The sequence below is a fragment of the Tenacibaculum sp. 1_MG-2023 genome, assembly GCF_030547425.1.
Taxonomy (GTDB): Bacteria; Bacteroidota; Bacteroidia; order Flavobacteriales; family Flavobacteriaceae; genus Polaribacter.
The window spans coordinates 23,159-41,761 of the sequence record NZ_JAUORH010000001.1 but is presented as its reverse complement, the minus strand read 5'-3'; the positions used below and the strand labels follow the sequence as shown (position 1 = coordinate 41,761).

The window sequence follows — 18,603 nt, the reverse complement described above, 5'->3', positions numbered from 1 at the left end:
ATTTTAATAAGTAAATCAATTATGACATATCGAAATAATTAATTTTTGTAATTTTTTTAGTTGCTTGATCAAAATCTATGTTAATAAAAACATCACAATTATCACATTCGGCATATAAAATACTTTTAGAGCCATTTCTACCAGTACTTAAGGTAACATTACCTAATTTACTAATAGAATCCCCTACAGCAACTGTAATTCCTTTAATTGTAAAAGAGGCTTCATCACTTAAAACATCTAAAGATTCGATGTAAGGCTTTCTTCCAGAAGTAGAAAAATCAAGTTTTAAACCATTGAATTTAAAATAGTAGTAGAAACCATTATCTTCAAAAGAAGTAGTCGCACCCAATAAAGATTCTACCTTTGCTTGTTTTCCAAAGGTCTTTTTTATATCAGTTAAAGCAACATTATTTATTTTAATATTATCAAAATCTGAATTAGAAATAATATTAGTTTGACTTTTTGCTAAAAGAGTGGTTAATAGAAAAAATACGAGTACTAGTTGTTTCATATTACTTAAAAAATTAATTGTACAAACCTTTTTTGTAGCTAAATTTTGCAGTCGCCAAAGATATAATACTCGATTAATTTTCTAGATAAAAACTAGTTAAAATTTAAGGTTAAAGCTATTTTTTTATCCAACTCTTGTTTGTGTTTTAAAGATGTGTTTTTATTCCAATTAAAACGTTTGGTAAACTCTTGAATAATAAAGTTTTTGTATAGATCTACACTTGGTTTATCAAAAAACAAACGACCAGTTCTTCGCATAAAAAAGTCGGTAGGAGTACAGGTCATTTCGTGTTTTATGGTAAACCATACTTCTGCTTTTAACAAACGTTCTTGCATATTTTTTTCATTTAGCTCATCAAACTTATCTAAAATAAGTTCAGTTTGTTTACCATAGTTGTGCACTAAATAGCTAGCATCTTTTTCTGAAAAACCAAATGATTTTATACGTTTATAAACCTGATTACTATATAATTTTACTGATTTATAGTTTTGAAAAGGACCTCCTGCTAAAACAATTTCTTCAGTTTGAATTGGGTCAAATTCTATCTCAAAGCGGCGTTTCATTTTTTTAGCGACAATATCTACGATACGTTCTGCCATTTTTCTGTAACCTGTTAGCTTACCTCCTGCGATAGAAATTAACTTGGTATCAGACACAAAAATTTCATCTTTACGAGACAATTCCGAAGCCGATTTTCCTTCTTCATGAATTAACGGACGTAATCCTGCCCAAGATGATTGAATATCATCCATAGTTAATTGGATGTCAGGAAACATATTATTTACTGCTTCAATTAAATATAAAGCATCTACCATTGAAGTTTCAACGGAATCTTTGTCTTGTTGATAATTGGTGTCTGTAGTTCCGAAATAGGTTACTTTTCCACGAGGAATAGCAAACATCATACGACCATCAGGAATATCAAAATACACCGATTGTTTTACAGGTAATTTTTCATGCGGTACAACCAAGTGAACTCCTTTGGTTAAATGTAAACGCTTTCCAATTTTAGAATTGTTTATTTGACGTAATTCATCTACCCAAGGGCCTGCTGCATTTACTACATATTTAGCTTTGATATCGTAACTTTCATCAGTAAAAGTATCCGTTACTTTAGCACCTACGACACGTTTATTTTCGTAAATAAATTCGTCTGCGTGTGTATAGTTCAATATTTGTGCATCGTATTGGCTAGCTGTTTTTAAAACTTCAATAGTTAAACGAGCATCATCCGTACGATATTCAGCATAAAAACCAGCACCATTTAAAATACTTTCAGGTAACAAAGGTTCTTTTTCTAACGCTTCCTTCTTATCAAGCATTTTACGTTTATCATCTCCTTCAACAGAAGCTAGTACATCATATACTTTTAATCCGATAGATGTTAACCATGAACCGTAAGTTCCGCCGTCAATTAATGGTAAAATCATTTTTTCAGGAATTACCAAGTGCGGAGCTAGTTTATGAACAATAGCACGTTCAGTACCTACTTCTTTCACCAACCAAAAATCAAACTGTTTTAAGTAGCGTAAACCTCCATGAATTAGCTTGGTAGATTTACTTGAAGTACCTGAAGCAAAGTCGTTTTTTTCTATTAAGGCAACTTTCATTCCACGTGATGCCGCATCTAAAGCAATACCTGCACCAGTAATACCACCGCCAATTACTAGAATATCAAATTCTGTTGTTTGTAATTCTTGTTGAATGTTTTTTCTATTGAAAGAAGAGAAATTATTCATAGAGCTTTCTTTATCAACCAAAAATAAGAATAAAAAATAACCAAAAAACAAAAAAAGAGCTGGATTTATCCAGCCCTTCATCCCCCTAAATAAATGAATCAATTACTGATTCACTGTTCTCCAATTTATATCTGCTTGTTTTTTGAGTTTTTCAGGATTTTCTTTTAACCACATTTTTAATGTATTGGTACCCCAAGAATTATAAAATAAATACAGTTTACCATCTCGTATTTCAAAAGTTTTCGGGTTAATATCAACCTTTGCTCCAGTTTTACCAATTGCATAGGCGCAATATCCACCATATTGTGGATTGTATTTTTTAGGATTTTTAAGGAAAGTACCTAAATTTTCTTTTGATGAAAAACGAAAAGAAACACCGTTGTATTTAGTGGTAAATTTTTTATTCCCTTTTTCGGCTATATCATGAAAGTAACTAACTACATCATAACCTTTAACAGCTACACCGTTTTTAGTATTGTATTCTTGTGAAAAAGTAATGGTTGAAAAAAGTAGAAAAATTATGAATAAATGTTTCATGTTAATTCTTTTTATGCTTTAGTTCTTCCCAATTTATATCTCCTTGAGCTTGTAACTTTTTAGTATTACCATTTCTCCAATCATCAAGTTTACTAGAAATCCAAGAGCTATAAAAAAGGTATAGTTTACCATCTCTAATTTCATAAGCTTCAGCATCAATGTACATTTTTGTTTTTTTAGCAGCTACAGCATAAGCACAATATCCTCCATATTGAGGAATGTATTTTGTTGGATTTTCTTTAAATAGGGATAAGTTTTTTTCTGAGGAAAACTTAAATTTTGCTCCGTCGTAAGTTGTTTGAAACTTCTTTTTTCCTTCAATAGGTTCACTATTTGTAAAGTAAGAAACAACGTCGTAACCTTCTGACACATAGCCTTTTTTGGTGTTATAATCAGTTTTTTGAGCGTATAATGCAGTAGAAATTACTACCAAAAGCAGTGTAAAAAAGTTTTTCATTGTTTGTAGATTTTATGAGTAGTCGATGAAAAACAATGAACATTACAATTACAGTTAGGAATTGTTTAATAATTGCCAAGGTTTTTGAATTTTACCTTTTCTAATGGGTAAAATTTCTCCGAATTGAAGAAAAACAAATTCACTTTGGTGTGGTCTTAAAAATACAAACTCATCTACTTGTAAAGTTATATTTTTAGGAATATTAATCATGGTTTGATTGGTAGATGCTCCAAACAAATTATTCTGTTTTATTCCTTTCGGATAGTAATAATCAGCTTTCCAAAAACCACCATAAATAAATGCTGATTTTTTAGTGAATAGATTCTTTAAAGTTTCTAACCCTGGTAACGTAGTGTTTGAAAAAGTTTTTAAAACAGGTGTGGCAATAAAAGCTGCAGGAATGTAGTTTTTTAAAGAAGGAATGTCAAAAGCTGTAGGTTTTACAAAGCATGAGCCAATGGCAATATCGTTTATCGGAGAATTTTGTTCTTTATGTAAGTTTAAGGTTGGGCTTCCGGCTCCGTTAAAAGTTAAATTCTCGTTCCATAATAAAGGGAATTCTTTTTGAAGCAAATTTTTACATTGTTCATAAAACTGATTGGCCAATTGTAATGCCTTTTTTTTAGAACGAATAATTGTTGGAAGTTTTACCACATGAGGATCGTAGCCCATAAATCCTGAAAACGCCACAAATTCTTGATTGTTTTCAATCAATGATAATCCTTTTGATAAATTTTTTAGAGAAGAAAATCCACCGCGATGTAACCCCACATCAATTTCAATGTTTAATCGTAATTTTTGATTGAGTTGTTTGGCTAAGTTGATGTATTCTTTAATTCTTTTTTCGGTATCTACCAACCATTGAGTTTGTGTAAACGGATTAAACCCGTTGTGTTGCTGAGGTAAGTTGTTGTAAAAATATTCAACAGTTTTTATAGGCATGGGTTTACCCAATAAAACATTTGCTTTGTTATTTAATCGAGCAGTTAAATCGGTTAAAAAAGGTTGATGAAAAACCATCAACTTATTTGAGAGTGTTTTTTCTAATATATATTCAATTAATTGAAATGAAGGTAATGATTTCACTACAACTCTAAGCGAAGTATCTTTTCTAAAATTAGAAATTACTTCTGTAATATTTTCATCTAAAATATCTAAATCTACTAACAAACAAGGAATCGCTCGTTGGTAGTTTTTTAATTCTTTATTTAGGGTTTTAAAATACATATCCATAGAATTAAATACCTAGCAGTTTTTGAAGATACGGATTCACAAATATATTTTCTGGGTCATGCTCTTTTCTGAAAGCCATAAAATTGGGGAATTTAGGATACATTCTAGCAATATCTTCTGAAGTGAATGTATTCATTTTACCCCAATGAGGTCTTCCATTATAGGCTTTAAAAACTTCTTCTAAAGCAGTAAAATAAGCACTGCTATCCTTTTTATTGTAAACATGGCAAGCGATATATGCAGAATTTCTATTGTAAGCAGGACTCATGAAAACGTCATCTCCTTTTACCCAACGATTTTCAATCGGAAAATGAATATTGAATTTTTTAGAATTGACAATTTTTTGCACATCTTTAAATACATCTTGGTAAGTTTCTGCAGGAATATTATACTCCATTTCATGGAATTTAACCATTCGTTGCGTAGCATATACTTTGTGACTGTGATATACTTTTTTCACATTGCTTATACTGGCCGCAGTGATGTTAGCTACTGTTTTATTTTGTGATGGAAAAAGGTTAGCATATTCACACATGAGTTTAAAAATATGGTTTTCTAGTATATATTCAGTCCAGTAGTTGAAAAAATTCACTTTATCGGGTTCAGAATCTTCCACAATGTTTGAAGTTTTTGTCCAAGCAGTATCGGTATAAGGAATCCAGTAAAATTCAAAATTTCTATTTTGAGAGTTTCTTTCGTTCAAGGTTGCCAAAACATCACTTAATTTTTCTTTTTTGTTTTGAAGCTTTAGTTTGTAAGTTGGTACACACTGTAAAGTAACCTCTGTAATAATTCCTAAGCATCCTAAAGACACTTGTGCTGCTTTGAATAGCTCTGTGTTTTTTGAGGTAGAACACTCCATAATTTCACCCTTTCCATTCACAAATTTTAATCCGATTACTTGGTTGCTGATGGATTTAAGTCCGACACCTGTTCCGTGTGTACCTGTACTTATGGCGCCAGCAATTGACTGAACGTTGATATCGCCCATATTTTCCATAGCTAATCCTTCATTAAATAATAATTCTCCTAATAAAGAAAGTTTCGTTCCTGCTTTTACAGTAGCTTGATTTTTTTCTTTGTTTACCGAAATAATTCCTTGAAAATTATCGAGAGTTACTAATATTTCATGAGTACTACACAAAGAAGTAAAAGAATGTCCAGAACCAATAACTCTGATTTTTTGGTTAAATTGAATAGCTTTTAAAACAAGTTGCTGAATTTCATTTTCCGAATGAGGAAATGCAATAGTTGATGGATTCCACTGTACATTTTCTGCCCAGTTTTTCATAATACCTTGAACTAATAGAGGTTAATAGCAAGGTAAGATAGCAAAAAATAAAAAAGGATTACAAAACCATTAAATTACAACCACGAATATCAGAGTTATCAAAACGACCGATAATTTCAAAACTATTGTCTTGGTATACTTTACCTAAATCTTGTGTCGCAATAAAAGAACAAGAATTATAGTTTGCCAAATCAATAACATTAATTCCGCCTGATTTTTCTTTAGGTAAGATAGTTAAAGCATCTTCAGTATCACGAGTTAAGATTTGCATCCAAGGTGGACAGTTAAAAACACCGTTTCCTTTTGAATATCCTTGACTTAACAACTCTGTCATTCCATATTCAGAATGAATTTCATTTACACCAAATCCGTTACTTAAAATAGTATGTAGTTCGTTACGAATAAGTTCTTTTCTTTTTCCTTTCATTCCACCAGTTTCCATAATGATAGTATTAGAAAGATTGAAATCATATTGTTCTATTAAATCTAACAAAGCAAAAGAAACACCTATAAGTAATACTTTTTTTCCTTGTGAATCTAAATGTGTAAGCTTTTGAGCAAGTTCATTTAAATTATTGAGGTAAAACCCACTTTCAGGGTTTTTAGAACGTTTAATTAAATCATCTACCATATAAATTAAAGAAGATCCTTTACGTTCTAAATAATTAGGTAACAAAGCTAATACTACATAGTGCTCTATATTTCCATAAAAATAATCAAACCCTTTTAAGTAACTGGTTTCGTACCAAGATAAATCGGTAACTAAATGTTTACTGGTTGTATTTCCTGTAGTTCCTGAACTTGTAAAAGTTTCTTGAATTTCTTCGGTAGAAGAAAGTACCTCACGAGTTTTAAAAAACTGAATAGGTAAAAACGGAATTTGTTCAATAGTGTTTACATCAGATGGATGAACATATATTAAATCGCAAAAAGAACGATACACCTTGTTGTTTGTAAACTGATGTTTAAAAACTTGTAGTGCAGTTTTATTGAAATCTTCTGTAGACTGTATGTTAAAAATGGTGTTTTTCATAAACTTCTACAAAAGTAAGAGTATTCGACGCAACCTTTTTAATTTTTTTTCATCTAGTATATAAACCATAGAAAATTAAAATAATAATAACCCCAATTATATATGTCATGAAAAAAATTTTAATTCTTTTTTTAAGTGTATTTACGTTTTATTCTTGTTTAGATGATGACGGCCCTAATGTTAGGTATGAGTTTTTAAAGGTTGATAGTGCTACAACACCTGAAAGTTTTACATTCGGAGAAGTTGATACAATTAAGATAAAGTATACGTTGCCTAATAGTTGTTATTCTTTTGATGGATTATACTACCAAAAAGTAGATACAACTAGAATTGTAGCTGGTACAGCAATAGTAGCTCTTGATGTTGCTTGTACTGAAGATGTAAGACAAGAAGAATATGCTTTTCCTGTTGAGGCAACTCAGGAAGAAGATTATGTTTTTAAGTTTTGGAAAGGTAAAAATGATGAAGGAGAAGATGTATACGAAGAAGTGGTAATTCCAGTAAATTTGTAACATCAATTTAGAAAAACTCATACAAGGATGCTGTCATCAAAATATCACAGCGCAAGCGCAAGTTTACCAGTTATTTTCTGGTAAACTTTTTGCGCTGTGTTTAAAGTATTCACGTAATTATCAAGATGCTGAAGATACGTTACAAGATAGTTTTTTAACCATTTTTAAAAAGATGCCTCAATATCAGCACAGAGGTTCTTTTGAAGGATGGATGAAAAGAATAACCATAAATACAGCATTACAAAAGTATAGAGAAAAATCACCTTTACACTTAGTTTCAGAAGCTCCTGATGAGGAAATAGTTGAAGAAGTAGCCTTTGAAACAGAAAATGTTAATATTGATGTTTTGTTAGATTTAATTCAAAATTTACCAGATAGGTATCGTTTAGTTTTTAATCTTTATGTATTAGATAATTACTCACATAAAGAAATAGCAGAACTATTAAATATTTCTGTAGGAACATCAAAATCAAATTTATCACGAGCAAGACAGATATTGAAAAAGGAAATGGAACGATATCAAGTAAAAGAGGAAAACGCATAACTGATGGAAGAAAAAAACATCGATAGACTATTTCAAGAGAAGCTTAAAGATTTGGAGGTAACTCCTAATGAAAGCGTATGGAATGCTATTGAAGAAAAACTACAAAAAAAGAAAAAACAACGTGTTTTTCCTATTTGGTGGTTTTCTGGAGGGGTTGCTGCTATACTTGTTTTAGGTCTTTTGCTTTATCCATTTGCTCACGAACAAGAAAATATAGAAGATACAGATGTAATTTTGGTTGAATCGCCAAAACCTGAACCTAAAGAGCAAGAAAAGAAAAATGAAGAATTAAAAGATGATTTATTGATAAAACCAACCAAAGAAAACTTAAGGGAAACACTTGTAGTAAAAGAAGAAACGAAAAAGAAAAAAGTATTGAAAGAAAAGCTTCATGAAAATGAAGTTTTAACCGCTAATCATGTTGTGAAGGTTAGTAAAAAAGAATTGCAAGAAAAAGATAGCAATAACGTGTCAAGTAGAGTAGTTGAAGGGGCTTTACTGGCTAAAAAAGATGTTGTGAAAGAAGAAAACTCTACTGGCAAGCTTGAAAATAGCTTGCCAGTTCTTAAAAACGAAGAAAAAAGTGTTTTCAAAAAAGAAAAGGATACAATTTATAAGGTTGTAAAACCTAAAAAAGACTTTTTAGCAGTTGTAAATGATGAAGAAAATAGAAAAGAAGAAGAAGAAAAAAAGAAACTGTGGACTGTTTCACCAACTGTAGCTGTATTAAACTCTAATTCATTTTCTGAATCATCCCCTATAGATGTAAATTTATCAAACACTACAAAAGGAAATACAAGTTATTCCTATGGTGTTCAAGTTGCATATCAATTAAATAAAAAATGGACACTTCAATCGGGGATACATTTACAAGAAATGGGGTATTCTAATACTAATGTAGCTGTAAACCCTGTAGAATCAAGTAGCTCTAATGTAGCCTTTAGTTCTGGAGAGAATTATACATTAAATGATACTTCTCAAACAGATTTTAGTACAAATTCAGTATCTATAAGTTCAGGAAGCCTTGATGGTGAGTTAAATCAAAGTTATGGGTATATTGAAGTTCCAGTAGAAGTTAAGTATAGTGTATTAGAAGGAAAAAAGCTAAAAACACAATTAGTTATGGGTTTTAGTTCTTTGTTTTTAAACAAGAATGATGTAAACTTAAAAACTACTGATTTTTCAACATCAGGAGAAGCAAACAACTTAAATAGCGTTAACTTTAGTGGAAATTTAGGGATAGATCTTAGTTATAAGTTCAGTAAAAAATGGTCTCTAAATATTAATCCAATGCTAAAAACCCAGTTAAATACATTTAAAAATGATTCAAATGGGTTTCAGCCATATTTTATTGGTATTTATACAGGTTTAAACTATCAGTTTTAATCGTTATAAATTTTAATTACTAAATGACCGTTATCATCCATTGAAGCACGATACATTCCTGCAGTATTAAATTCAAAAGACATATTACCATTTTTATCTAAAGCAACCACACCACCAGTTCCACCAAGCTTGGTTAGTTTATTTTGAATAACATCTTTAGTAGCTTCTTTTAATGATTTTTGTTGGTATTCCATTTGAGCAGAAATATCATAAGCTATTTGAGTACGGATAAAATATTCACCCCAACCAGTTGAAGAAACACCACAAGTTTTATTATTTGCATAGGTACCTGAACCAATAATAGGAGAATCTCCAATGCGTCCCCAACGTTTGTTAGTCATACCGCCAGTAGAAGTTCCCGCAGTAATATTTCCATTCTTATCTAAGGCCACACAACCAACAGTACCAAACTTACTATTTTTAATATAAGCATCATAAAAAGCAGCTTCTTTATCATCATGGTCTAATGCTGTTTTTTCTTTGTCCTTAATTCGTTGTAAAGATTTGAAACGATTTTCAGTATAAAAATAATTTGGGTCTACAATTTCTAACCCTTGTTCTTTAGCAAATTGAGAAGCTCCTTTTCCAGATAACATCACATGGTCAGAATTTGTCATTACAGTCCTAGCAGCCTCAATTGGACTTTTAATAGTACTTACACCTGCTACAGCTCCCGCATTCAATGTTTTTCCATCCATAAAAGAGGCATCAAGTTCATTCGTTTCATCATGGGTAAACACAGCTCCTTTTCCCGCATTAAACAGAGGAGATTCTTCCATTACTTGAATGGTTTTTACAACAGCATCACCACTAGAACCTCCGTTTTTTAAAATTTCATATCCTGTTTTTATAGCTTCTTCTAGTTTAGCTTTATAAGCAGCTTCTTTTTCAGGGGTCATATTCTTTTTTAGAATAGTTCCAGCTCCTCCATGAATAATAATAGCGAACTCATTTACAGGAGTATCATTTTGTTTATTTGAAGTTGTTTTAGGCGAATTACAAGCTGTTAATGTTACCAGTAAAGAAAGAAAGTAATAAATGTTTTTCATGATTATTTGTTAATTTTTAAACAAAAACAACTGTGTTTGTTTAATTTATTAATTGTAAAATTATTCGTAGTTTTGAGCTTTAAATTTAAACAACTAAAATTAGAATATAAAAATATGGCAGATTTTGGTATTAAAGAAGCGTTAGCTACTTTAGGCTTACAAGAAATAAATAAAGGAACTTCAACAGGTTCAGTAAACTTTTCAAACGGTGAAATTATTGAATCATACTCACCAGTAGATGGAAAGTTAATAGGAAAAGTAAAAGCTTCTACCAAAGAAGATTACGAAAAGGTGATGGATGCTGCTACTTCAGCATTTAAAACTTGGAGAACTATGCCTGCACCTCAACGTGGAGAAATTGTTCGTCAATTTGGAAACAAATTAAGAGAGTTAAAAGAACCGTTAGGTAAATTAGTTTCTTACGAAATGGGTAAATCTTACCAAGAAGGTTTAGGTGAGGTGCAAGAAATGATTGATATCTGTGATTTCGCTGTAGGTTTATCTCGTCAGTTAAATGGACAAGTAATTCCATCTGAAAGACCAGAACACGTAATGAGAGAGCAATGGCACCCAATAGGTGTTGTTGGTATTATATCAGCATTTAACTTTCCTGTGGCTGTTTGGGCTTGGAATACAGCGTTGGCTTGGATTTGTGGTAACGTATGTGTATGGAAAGGTTCAGAAAAAGCACCTTTATGTTCAGTAGCTTGTCAAAACATTATTGCTGAGGTTTTAAAAGATAACAATTTACCAGAAGGAATTTCTTGTATTGTTAATGGAGACTATAAAGTTGGTGAATACATTACTGAAGATACACGTATTCCTTTAGTATCTGCTACTGGTTCTACAAGAATGGGACGTATTGTTGGTACTAAAGTTGCGGAGCGTTTCGGTAAATCATTATTAGAATTAGGAGGAAACAATGCAATTATTATTACTCCAACTGCTGATTTAAAAGTAGTAGTTCCAGGTGCTGTATTTGGAGCTGTAGGTACATGTGGACAACGTTGTACATCAACACGTCGTTTAATTATTCACGAATCTGTTTATGACAAAGTAAGAGATGCGATTGTTGGAGCTTATGGTCAAATCAAAATTGGAAACCCATTAGATGAAAATAATCACGTTGGACCATTAATTGATAAAGACTCTGTAAATACTTATTTAGCTGCTATTGAAAAAGCAAAAGCTGAAGGAGGAAACGTATTAGTTGAAGGCGGTGTTTTAGAAGGTGAAGGTTACGAAAGTGGTTGTTATGTTAAGCCAGCAATTATTGAAGCTGAAAACCATTTTGAAATTGTTCAACATGAAACATTTGCTCCAATTTTATACTTAATGAAGTATTCAGGAGATGTTGAAAACGCGATTGAATTACAAAACGGAGTTGCACAAGGATTATCTTCTTCAATCATGACAAATGAAATGAAAGAAGCTGAAAAATTCCTATCGTTTGCAGGATCTGATTGTGGTATTGCAAATGTAAACATTGGTACCTCAGGAGCTGAAATTGGAGGAGCTTTTGGAGGTGAAAAAGAAACAGGTGGTGGACGTGAGTCTGGATCTGATGCTTGGAAAGTGTACATGCGTCGTCAGACAAATACTGTAAACTATTCTGATGAATTACCTTTAGCACAAGGAATTAAGTTCGATTTATAAGAAAACATAGTTTTCAAAATATGAAAAAGTCTCATCATTTTGATGAGACTTTTTGCTTTTAAACAAGTTTTATATTATTTTTCTAAAGCAACAGAAATAACTTTATAGGCCTCATGTGCTTTCGACATTTTAGCATATTCTAAGGCAGTATATCCTCTTTCAGACTTTGTTTTCAACTTGGCTCCGCTATCAATCAAAAGTTTAACGATGTCTACTTTGTTATATCTAGCAGCAAACATTAAAGGAGTTAATCCAGTAGATTTTCTGTTAATATCTGTTCCGTTTTCAACCATAGCTTTTACAGCTTCAAAGTTTCCAACTCTAATTAATTTACAAAAAGTACTTACGTTAGGATATTCTAAGTTAGTTTTAATAGGTGCTTCATATGAAGTTGAAGCAGCAGTAATAGTTCCGAAAGATAAAGCGATTGCTAAAGCAGTTAATACAAATTTTTTCATGATGTTAAGTTTTTTTATGATTAGGTTACAGCTAAAAGACGCCTATAAAAACAAAACGTTTCAACAAATACATAGACTTAACAATTATTTAAGATAAGCTTTTAAAAATCTCTTAACAGATTGAATGTTTTTTTAATAAATTAAAAATCAGTAATTTAACTAGCTATTAACCGAATAATTAAATCATGAATTGGTGTATATTAATTTCATTAGCAGTAGCAGTAATTGCCGCTATTTTAGGCTATTTATTAGGAAAACTATCGAGTAAAAATATTAGGAAAGACGAGATAGTTCTTTTAAAGAATAAAATAGTAAAATTAGAATCTAGTTTAAGGAACTGTAAAGAAAGTAAGTCAGTATTAGAAACTGATTTAAAATTAGCAAAATCTAGTATAGCACCCTCTATATCTGAAGAACAAAAACCATTTAATACAAATGAAATTAAAAAGGTGTTTGGTAGAAAAATAAAAGAGAATGATTTAAAAATAGTTGATGAAATAGGACCTAAAATTGAAGAACTTTTCCATAATTTTAGTATAAATAGTTGGAAGTTGTTAGCAGAAACGTCTGTAGAAAAATGTCAAGAAGTATTAAAAAGGGGAGGAGATCGTTATAGAGTTCATAAACCTAATACATGGCCCAAACAAGCAAAATTAGCTTACTAAGGTAAATGGCAAGAACTTAAAAATTTGCAAGATAATTTAGATGGTAAAAAGGAATGAAAGACATAAACTTCATATTTTTAGTATTAGCTTTAATTGCCGAAATTATTGGAACAATAGGAGGTTTTGGTTCGTCTGTTTTTTTTGTTCCAATAGGAAATTTTTATTTCGATTTTTACTCTGTGTTAGGTCTTACAGCTATTTTTCATTTGTCTAGTAATGTGAGTAAAATCTTCTTATTTAAAAAAGGCTTAGATAAAAAATTGTTGATAAACATTGGAATTCCTTCAGTGGTTTTTGTGATTTTAGGAGGTATATTATCAAAATATGTGAACAGTGCCTATTTAGAAATATTTTTAGGAGTCTTTTTAGTGGGGTTTAGTGCTTTCTTCCTGATTAAAAATAAATTCATTGTTTCCCCGAATAAAAAAAATGCCATTATTGGAGGTTCATTTTCAGGATTTTCAGCGGGATTGTTAGGTACAGGAGGAGCTATTAGAGGGTTAACCATGGCAGCTTTTAACTTAGAAAAGAGTGTGTTTATAGCGACTTCAGCCTTTATAGATTTTATGATTGATTTTTCAAGAACATTTGTCTATTACAACAATGGTTACATTCACAATCACGACCTAAAATACGTCCCTTTTTTGTTTGTAATTGGACTTGTAGGATCATTTATAGGAAAGAAAATATTAGCTTATATACCACAATCTAAATTCAGAAAACTGTCGTTGTCTTTTATTCTATTAATTGGAATCGTTACAATTGTACAATTAATGTTGAGGTAGATAGTAAGATTTTAAAAGAGGTTAAAAGTTTCTAACTATACTTCACCTTTCGTATTACTCGAATTGCCTCTTTGTATTTAATATAGGTAGTTTTATCTTCTAGATTTTTGATATAATTTTTTGCTTTTTTAAGTTGTAGAGGAGCACTTTCAAATCCATTTAAATAACAGATTAAGTAGGAAGTAGGTAATCGATATACATCTTCGTGTTCAATAACAGAAAGTGGTTTGTTGTTCACAATTTTAGCGATAATACTATTATTGTTATCGTAAATAAGTTGTAAAATATCGTTATGATATTGAGGAGCTTCAAATAAAAATTCCGTAACAATATCATGCTTTCCGTTATCTTTAAAGTTGATAATAGTTTTTTCTAACGGATAGCGTTTCTCACTCTTATCAATTCCTAAAACAATGTACTCAGTAATAATAAACGACTGTTCGTTATAACTAATTTGTACATCATCTAACGAAGAAAAAAACAAACGAACTTGCTCGTTTATCAATTCAATATCAACCCGTGTAAAAAACTCTTCATCATTTATAATCTTCTTTTTTCCTGCCCAACAAAGCACAAATTGCTCGTTAAATACTTTGTACTTCGGATTGTATTCTGGTTTGTGTCTTTCAATAAAATCAAAAACACCGTCGAGTGTAAGCTGGATATTGTTACTAGCATTTTTTTCAATAGCTTCAACAATCGCTTTATTGTTGTTTTTAAGTATAAAACTATCTTCGGTAGGCATAGAATTACTACCTCTGCGATAAAAAATAGTTCCTCTACGGTACTTCCACGCATTTTTAGCTAAAGAGGTAATTAATTTAGTAGGATAAATAGTTACTAAACCAATTACTTTATGACGTTGTAAGCGAGGAAAAGGAACATTCTCATATTCTATTTTTGGAGGGTTTTTTAGGTAAGCATTTACAAGGTTCTGAATTTTACTATCATCGTAAAAATCGACTCCAATAATTTTATTTTCTTCATCTTCAATACCAATAACAATATAGGAATTGTTGTTAGGGTTAGAATTAGAAAGCGCACAAATGTGTTTTATAAACTTAGCTTTTCCTTCTTTAGAACTAAGGGATAATTTTTGTTTTTTATCATAAAAACTATTCTCGTCGTTATGAGACAATAAGTTTTTAATTAAAAGACGTTTGTTAATCACAACTTAAGCGTTTTTATTCACAATAGTTGCACTAGCTTGCGCCGTAGGGTATACAATTAAATCTTCAATATTAACATGGTATGGGCGTGTTACCACAAAATGAATAATATCTGCAATATCTTCAGGTTGTAGTGCTTTGTATCCTTGATACACAGTTTTAGCTCTTTCAGAATCTCCTTTAAAACGAACATCAGAAAATTCAGTTTCTACCAACCCGGGATGAATAGCACATACACGAATGTTATTTTGATTCAAATCAATACGCATTCCCTTATTTAAAGCGTTTACAGCGAACTTTGATGCACAATACACATTTCCGTTAGGGTATACATCTTTTCCTGCAATAGAGCCGATATTTACAATGAAACCATTGTTCCGTTCTACCATTTGAGGAATAATGGCTTTTGAAACGTATAAAAGACCTTTTACGTTTCCGTCAATCATAGCATCCCAATCATCAATATTTCCATTTTGAATACTGTTTAATCCATGAGCATTTCCAGCATTGTTAATAAGAATATTAATATGTTTAAACTCAATAGGTAAACTATTGATTGCTTTTAGTACTTCTTTGTTATAACGAACATCAAACTGAAGTACATGTACCTTGGTGAACTGTGATAGTTCTTGTTGTAATTGTTGTAGTTTTTCAATACGCCTACCACAAATAATTAAGTTAATGTTATTCTTAGCAAAAAGTTGAGCGGTTGCCTTACCAATACCTGAGGTTGCTCCAGTAATTAAAGCAGTTTGTTGCATGGTTTGTTGTTTTGTATAAAGGTAAAGTTTTTTATGTTAAGCTACTATTATAAAATGAAAAACCGCCCCGTGAGGGGCGGTTCTTTTCAGTTGGCTACTACACCAACCAAAAATCAACTAACCAAACTTTATTTTTATTTCCTTTTCGGAACTGTTTCTCTTTCTATTTTAGTACGTTTTCTACCGCTATTCCTTACAGCTGGTTTTGTAGTACTTGTTTTTTCTCCTTTAAGATATTGTATAAATTCTATACCAGAAAAAATATATGTTGTTCTTGAACTTACGTGTTTTAATCGTATTGTTTCGTCATTTATAACGGTTAAATCAAACTCTTCAGTATCTCCGTTATCATAATTAAGTGTTAAATATTTTAGGCTGTTTTCACCTGTAACATTTCTAACAATATAGTTTCCTTCAAAGTCCCAATTAATATAATCAACATTTGTGCCAAAAGGGTCATTTGACGAATTGAAAGTTACATTATTTTTTGGTGTAAACCTAAGGTAATGCTCGTTATCAAAAGGGTTTGGTCTACCCCCAGCTTCATCAGTTCTTTTCCAAGCTTTAAACTCTTGTAAAAAATATTCAATATTGTCATAAAATAACATGTCATAATCAAATGTATCTACTTGGTAACCTACTAGATAATAACTCACATTTTGAGACAAATCATCAATTCTAATTTCATTACTAGAAAGTTGTACTACATCAAATTCAAAATATCCATCTATATCGTGACGCGTTTCTAAAGCGGTTCCGTAGGTGCCATAGTTACCTACAGCTATACCAAAACCATTTCCTGTTTTACCAACATCAACAATATTGTTATTTGCATACATGGTTCCGTTTAAAAAGGAAATGGTAAAAGCTCTTGATAAAAAAGGAACTTCGCCACTACCAGTAGTTCTGTGATAATCTACATACCATAAATCATAACTTGAAATATATTCGCTTAAAGCAAAACCATCATCTACAATTTCATTTCTTACAACACACGACGTAAGTGTTACACCACTAATAAGTAGTACTAAAAGTAATTTTATACGTTTCATAAGCATTCGTTTTATGGTTATGCTAATAAGTTTTCAAATTACGTGCCAAAAATAAAAAACACCTCAAAAAAGAGGTGTTTAAAGCTATTCTATGCTGAGGTTTTTATTGCATAAAGACCCTATCTTTTTTTATAATGTTTTCTATTTTAACGTAGTGTATTTTCTTTCCTACAACATATGAAACCATTGCTTCATTTTCTTTTAATTCGAAAGGAAATTCTTCTGTTGGGGTGTTTCCAAACTCTTTTTTAGGGTCAGCATGTAAAATAAGATCTTTTCTGTTATTAAATGAGGTTTTATAACGAGCAGCGATGTATTGTTTATCATTATGTTGCTCAACAACAGCTTTGGTAATTCTATTTTGAAAATATACTTTTTGAAAATCAACAGACTCTTCAGGAGCAAAATAAATAATTAAGTTAGTAGAGCTGTAGCTACCTTTTACACCACCAGTTACATGAGAATAACTTGCTGATTCTATTTTGAAAGGATGATTGTTTTCCATTTTTACACTTGCACATTTCGTAAAACTTAAAGCTAAAATTAAGATTCCAATTAATTTCATAGAGTTGTTTTTTAATGTTTACATTTAGACATTCAAGGAGCGTGCCAAGTCACAAATATAATCAGATTTATATGAAGTTGAATTTCAGTTATTGGGAATTAAAAGAATGGTTTAAAGATGTCGATTTTACAGTAGTAGGTAGCGGTATTGTTGGGTTAAACTGTGCATTACAACTGAGTAAAAATTACCCGAAAGCCAAAATTCTTATTCTTGAAAAAGGAATATTACCGCAAGGAGCAAGTACTAAAAATGCAGGATTTGCTTGTTTTGGGAGTTTATCAGAATTAATTGATGATTTAGAAACACATACTGAAGGAGAAGTTTTTAATTTGGTGAAAAAACGTTGGGAAGGCTTACAGCTTTTAAGAACTAACCTAGGTGATAAAAACATCGATTTTCAACAAAATAAAGGATATGAACTTTTTTTAACAACTGAACTATATGAATCGTGTTTGGATAAAAAAGAGGTTATAAACAAACTTTTACAACCGTTATTTTCTTCAGATGTTTTTACAGTCGATGACAATAAGTTTCATTTTAAAAATATTCATCAAAATTATATTACCAATAATTTTGAAGGACAGATTGATACTGGTAAAATGGCAGCGAAACTGTTAAAAAAAGTGTTGTCCTCAGGAATCAAAATCATCAATACTATTCATGTTGAAAACTTTATTGAAAACAATGAGCAAGTTGCAGTAAAAACAAATCAAATAACATTTAATACCAAAAAGCTATTTATTGCTACCAACGGGTTTTCAAATCAGCTATTAAACGAAAAAGTACAACCAGCAAGAGCACAAGTGTTAATTACGAAACCAATTAAAAACCTCCATATTAAAGGAACTTTTCACTTAGATAAAGGATATTATTATTTTAGAAATATTGATAATAGAATTTTGTTTGGAGGAGGGAGGAATCTTAATTTCAAAGGTGAAGAAACTACTGATTTTGGACAGACAGTACTTATTCAAAATAAATTAGAGGAAATTTTAAAAACTACAATCTTACCAAATACTAAAGTTGAAATTGAACATCGTTGGAGCGGAATTATGGGAGTTGGAAATCAGAAAAAAACCATTGTAAAGCAGCTTTCAAATAATGTGTTTTGCGGAGTTCGTTTAGGTGGAATGGGGGTTGCCATAGGAAGTTTGGTAGGGAAGGAGCTAGCTGAACTTATGGATTAATGTTGTTTAGAGA

20 protein-coding genes are annotated in these 18,603 nt (G+C 31.0%); 7 read left to right on the top strand and 13 right to left on the bottom strand.

From position 1 onward, the window contains the following. Window positions 1-19 precede the first annotated feature (19 nt). From Q4517_RS00205 to Q4517_RS00175, 7 genes are all read right to left on the bottom strand, one after another. Entirely contained in the window at window positions 20-511 is a 492-nt protein-coding gene (locus Q4517_RS00205; RefSeq protein WP_303504887.1) for a hypothetical protein, read from the bottom strand. A gap of 92 nt (window positions 512-603) precedes the next feature. Further along, window positions 604-2,250 (bottom strand): glycerol-3-phosphate dehydrogenase/oxidase, encoded by a 1,647-nt coding sequence (locus Q4517_RS00200; RefSeq protein WP_303504885.1) that lies wholly within the window; start codon window positions 2,248-2,250, stop codon window positions 604-606. Between the two features lie 102 nt (window positions 2,251-2,352). Continuing rightward, entirely contained in the window at window positions 2,353-2,787 is a 435-nt protein-coding gene (locus tag Q4517_RS00195) for a YHS domain-containing (seleno)protein (RefSeq protein WP_303504883.1), read from the bottom strand. Between the two features lies 1 nt (window position 2,788). Further along, window positions 2,789-3,244, bottom strand: coding sequence for a YHS domain-containing (seleno)protein (locus Q4517_RS00190; protein ID WP_303504881.1), 456 nt, complete (start codon window positions 3,242-3,244; stop codon window positions 2,789-2,791). A 54-nt stretch (window positions 3,245-3,298) separates the two neighbouring features. Continuing rightward, complete coding sequence (locus tag Q4517_RS00185; RefSeq protein WP_303504878.1) at window positions 3,299-4,471, bottom strand: alanine racemase; 1,173 nt, start codon at window positions 4,469-4,471, stop codon at window positions 3,299-3,301. A gap of 10 nt (window positions 4,472-4,481) precedes the next feature. Next, window positions 4,482-5,768, bottom strand: coding sequence for a D-arabinono-1,4-lactone oxidase (locus Q4517_RS00180; protein ID WP_303504876.1), 1,287 nt, complete (start codon window positions 5,766-5,768; stop codon window positions 4,482-4,484). Window positions 5,769-5,826: 58 nt separating this feature from the next. Further along, window positions 5,827-6,801, bottom strand: a complete 975-nt coding sequence (locus Q4517_RS00175; RefSeq protein WP_303504873.1) for an acyl transferase — start codon at window positions 6,799-6,801, stop codon at window positions 5,827-5,829. A gap of 107 nt (window positions 6,802-6,908) precedes the next feature. Between Q4517_RS00175 and Q4517_RS00170 the strand changes: the two genes are divergently transcribed. From Q4517_RS00170 to Q4517_RS00160, 3 genes are read left to right on the top strand one after another with little or no spacing between them, the layout of a single operon-like run. Further along, window positions 6,909-7,313, top strand: a complete 405-nt coding sequence (locus tag Q4517_RS00170; RefSeq protein WP_303504871.1) for a hypothetical protein — start codon at window positions 6,909-6,911, stop codon at window positions 7,311-7,313. Further along, complete coding sequence (locus Q4517_RS00165; RefSeq protein WP_368506454.1) at window positions 7,306-7,857, top strand: RNA polymerase sigma factor; 552 nt, start codon at window positions 7,306-7,308, stop codon at window positions 7,855-7,857. Before Q4517_RS00170 ends, Q4517_RS00165 begins: the two co-directional genes overlap by 8 nt. 3 nt (window positions 7,858-7,860) lie before the next feature. After that, window positions 7,861-9,243: an outer membrane beta-barrel protein gene (locus Q4517_RS00160; protein ID WP_303504869.1), complete on the top strand. Its 1,383-nt coding sequence runs from the start codon at window positions 7,861-7,863 to the stop codon at window positions 9,241-9,243. On the opposite strand, the gene Q4517_RS00155 is transcribed toward Q4517_RS00160, so the two are convergent. After that, window positions 9,240-10,292 (bottom strand): isoaspartyl peptidase/L-asparaginase family protein, encoded by a 1,053-nt coding sequence (locus Q4517_RS00155; protein ID WP_303504867.1) that lies wholly within the window; start codon window positions 10,290-10,292, stop codon window positions 9,240-9,242. The two genes, Q4517_RS00160 and Q4517_RS00155, sit on opposite strands and share 4 nt — an antisense overlap. A 114-nt stretch (window positions 10,293-10,406) precedes the next feature. Between Q4517_RS00155 and Q4517_RS00150 the strand changes: the two genes are divergently transcribed. After that, window positions 10,407-11,948 (top strand): aldehyde dehydrogenase family protein, encoded by a 1,542-nt coding sequence (locus tag Q4517_RS00150; protein WP_303504865.1) that lies wholly within the window; start codon window positions 10,407-10,409, stop codon window positions 11,946-11,948. Window positions 11,949-12,022: 74 nt separating this feature from the next. Here Q4517_RS00150 and Q4517_RS00145 read toward each other — a convergent pair whose 3' ends face one another. Continuing rightward, window positions 12,023-12,406: an ankyrin repeat domain-containing protein gene (locus tag Q4517_RS00145; protein WP_303504863.1), complete on the bottom strand. Its 384-nt coding sequence runs from the start codon at window positions 12,404-12,406 to the stop codon at window positions 12,023-12,025. Between the two features lie 185 nt (window positions 12,407-12,591). Between Q4517_RS00145 and Q4517_RS00140 the strand changes: the two genes are divergently transcribed. Together Q4517_RS00140 and Q4517_RS00135 are read left to right on the top strand one after the other, a co-directional pair. Next, window positions 12,592-13,071 (top strand): hypothetical protein, encoded by a 480-nt coding sequence (locus Q4517_RS00140; protein WP_303504861.1) that lies wholly within the window; start codon window positions 12,592-12,594, stop codon window positions 13,069-13,071. A 53-nt stretch (window positions 13,072-13,124) separates the two neighbouring features. Continuing rightward, window positions 13,125-13,856 carry a sulfite exporter TauE/SafE family protein gene (locus Q4517_RS00135; protein ID WP_303504859.1) on the top strand — a complete coding sequence of 244 codons (732 nt, stop codon included), beginning with the start codon at window positions 13,125-13,127 and terminating at the stop codon, window positions 13,854-13,856. A gap of 31 nt (window positions 13,857-13,887) precedes the next feature. On the opposite strand, the gene Q4517_RS00130 is transcribed toward Q4517_RS00135, so the two are convergent. The 4 genes from Q4517_RS00130 to Q4517_RS00115 form a co-directional block, all read right to left on the bottom strand. After that, window positions 13,888-15,027 (bottom strand): ATP-binding protein, encoded by a 1,140-nt coding sequence (locus Q4517_RS00130; protein ID WP_303504856.1) that lies wholly within the window; start codon window positions 15,025-15,027, stop codon window positions 13,888-13,890. 3 nt (window positions 15,028-15,030) lie between these two features. Continuing rightward, on the bottom strand, window positions 15,031-15,786 hold the full coding sequence (locus Q4517_RS00125) for an SDR family NAD(P)-dependent oxidoreductase (RefSeq protein ID WP_303504854.1): 756 nt from the start codon (window positions 15,784-15,786) through the stop codon (window positions 15,031-15,033). A 134-nt stretch (window positions 15,787-15,920) separates the two neighbouring features. Further along, window positions 15,921-16,838 (bottom strand): hypothetical protein, encoded by a 918-nt coding sequence (locus tag Q4517_RS00120; RefSeq protein WP_303504852.1) that lies wholly within the window; start codon window positions 16,836-16,838, stop codon window positions 15,921-15,923. Between the two features lie 103 nt (window positions 16,839-16,941). After that, window positions 16,942-17,403, bottom strand: coding sequence for a hypothetical protein (locus Q4517_RS00115; protein WP_303504849.1), 462 nt, complete (start codon window positions 17,401-17,403; stop codon window positions 16,942-16,944). Window positions 17,404-17,480: 77 nt separating this feature from the next. On the opposite strand from Q4517_RS00115, the gene Q4517_RS00110 reads away from it, so the two are divergent. Beyond that, complete coding sequence (locus tag Q4517_RS00110) at window positions 17,481-18,590, top strand: FAD-binding oxidoreductase (RefSeq protein WP_303505509.1); 1,110 nt, start codon at window positions 17,481-17,483, stop codon at window positions 18,588-18,590. Window positions 18,591-18,603 lie beyond the last annotated feature (13 nt).

Bases quoted from the DNA above. Each gene is read 5' to 3' on its own strand.
- Q4517_RS00205 (WP_303504887.1), bottom strand. From the start codon at position 511: ATGAAACAACTAGTACTCGTATTTTTTCTATTAACCACTCTTTTAGCA.
- Q4517_RS00200 (WP_303504885.1), bottom strand. From the start codon at position 2,250: ATGAATAATTTCTCTTCTTTCAATAGAAAAAACATTCAACAAGAATTA.
- Q4517_RS00195 (WP_303504883.1), bottom strand. From the start codon at position 2,787: ATGAAACATTTATTCATAATTTTTCTACTTTTTTCAACCATTACTTTT.
- Q4517_RS00190 (WP_303504881.1), bottom strand. From the start codon at position 3,244: ATGAAAAACTTTTTTACACTGCTTTTGGTAGTAATTTCTACTGCATTA.
- Q4517_RS00185 (WP_303504878.1), bottom strand. From the start codon at position 4,471: ATGTATTTTAAAACCCTAAATAAAGAATTAAAAAACTACCAACGAGCG.
- Q4517_RS00180 (WP_303504876.1), bottom strand. From the start codon at position 5,768: ATGAAAAACTGGGCAGAAAATGTACAGTGGAATCCATCAACTATTGCA.
- Q4517_RS00175 (WP_303504873.1), bottom strand. From the start codon at position 6,801: ATGAAAAACACCATTTTTAACATACAGTCTACAGAAGATTTCAATAAA.
- Q4517_RS00170 (WP_303504871.1), top strand. From the start codon at position 6,909: ATGAAAAAAATTTTAATTCTTTTTTTAAGTGTATTTACGTTTTATTCT.
- Q4517_RS00160 (WP_303504869.1), top strand. From the start codon at position 7,861: ATGGAAGAAAAAAACATCGATAGACTATTTCAAGAGAAGCTTAAAGAT.
- Q4517_RS00155 (WP_303504867.1), bottom strand. From the start codon at position 10,292: ATGAAAAACATTTATTACTTTCTTTCTTTACTGGTAACATTAACAGCT.
- Q4517_RS00150 (WP_303504865.1), top strand. From the start codon at position 10,407: ATGGCAGATTTTGGTATTAAAGAAGCGTTAGCTACTTTAGGCTTACAA.
- Q4517_RS00145 (WP_303504863.1), bottom strand. From the start codon at position 12,406: ATGAAAAAATTTGTATTAACTGCTTTAGCAATCGCTTTATCTTTCGGA.
- Q4517_RS00140 (WP_303504861.1), top strand. From the start codon at position 12,592: ATGAATTGGTGTATATTAATTTCATTAGCAGTAGCAGTAATTGCCGCT.
- Q4517_RS00135 (WP_303504859.1), top strand. From the start codon at position 13,125: ATGAAAGACATAAACTTCATATTTTTAGTATTAGCTTTAATTGCCGAA.
- Q4517_RS00125 (WP_303504854.1), bottom strand. From the start codon at position 15,786: ATGCAACAAACTGCTTTAATTACTGGAGCAACCTCAGGTATTGGTAAG.
- Q4517_RS00120 (WP_303504852.1), bottom strand. From the start codon at position 16,838: ATGAAACGTATAAAATTACTTTTAGTACTACTTATTAGTGGTGTAACA.
- Q4517_RS00115 (WP_303504849.1), bottom strand. From the start codon at position 17,403: ATGAAATTAATTGGAATCTTAATTTTAGCTTTAAGTTTTACGAAATGT.